Here is a 1,043-nt window from a genome sequence, read left to right on the forward strand (position 1 = left end):
TGAACCACTCCCCGTCAAGTAGACAGGTTAAAAAACAAAATAATTGTTTACCCTACCACATTGAATAAGATGCTCAACGTGGTATTTTTTTATGAGGCTAAAGAACGGTACTCCGAAGGAGTTAAACCGTTAAATTTTGGTACATAACGCTTATGCATATAAAATTGAATGTAATCATCGATTCCGTTTATAAGATGATCATAGGTATCAAAATCATGACGATAGTAATATTCTGCCTTCATTGATCCCCAAAAGGATTCAATAGGTTGATTATCCAAGCATTTGCTTGGACGTGACATACTAGTTTTGAAACCAAATTGATTTTTAAGGGCAAAATAATCATTAGAAGTATATTGATACCCTCGATCACTATGAATAATTGGATGTGCAGCTGGATTTTTTTGCATAGCTAACTTGATGGTATCCATCACTAATTTATTATCGTTTCTTTGACTAATGATATAAGAAACAATCGATAAATCATAACGGTCTATAACTGCACTGATATAAGCTTTTTCATGATTGCCATAAAATAGGTAACTCACATCAGTAAACCATTTCTGGTTCGGTTTCGAAGCTTCAAAATCTCGGTTAATAGTATTTTCTGAGATATGTAGAGGAATAGATTTTGTCCACTCTGGTTTTTTCTTTCGAATTTCAGATTTCAACCCCATAGAACGCATTAAACGGCGAACCCGTTTTACATTAACAACCTCATTCAATTCACGATAAACAGCCCATTTCATCCGTTCTACACCGTAAATACCATAAGATTCGTCAAATATTTTCTGAATAGATGCAGCTAATGCCTCATTCTTTTTTTCTGCGTCTGATGGACATCGATGTAACCATTTATAGTAGGAACTTCTACTAACCTCTACAGCTTTACATAATTTTGAGACAGAATACCCTTTTTCTTGATGGAGCTCAAACACGACAATGTATTGTGTCTCTTGACGACTTAGCGAAAATGGTCGTACCTTTGATTGAGCTCTAACAACTTTTTTTCAATATCTTTCTGCATTTCAAGATATTCATTTCGT

General features: G+C 34.4%; 1 protein-coding gene. It reads right to left on the minus strand.

Going from position 1 to position 1,043, the window contains the following annotated elements:
• Positions 1-89: 89 nt before the first annotated feature.
• The gene (locus ACEN4I_RS13340; protein WP_407103305.1) at positions 90-941 is read right to left on the minus strand and encodes an IS3 family transposase; all 852 of its coding nucleotides are present in this window, start codon (positions 939-941) and stop codon (positions 90-92) included.
• Positions 942-1,043 lie beyond the last annotated feature (102 nt).

Source organism: Desemzia sp. FAM 23990, from assembly GCF_045528485.1.
In the GTDB taxonomy this organism is placed as follows: Bacteria; Bacillota; Bacilli; order Lactobacillales; family Carnobacteriaceae; genus Desemzia.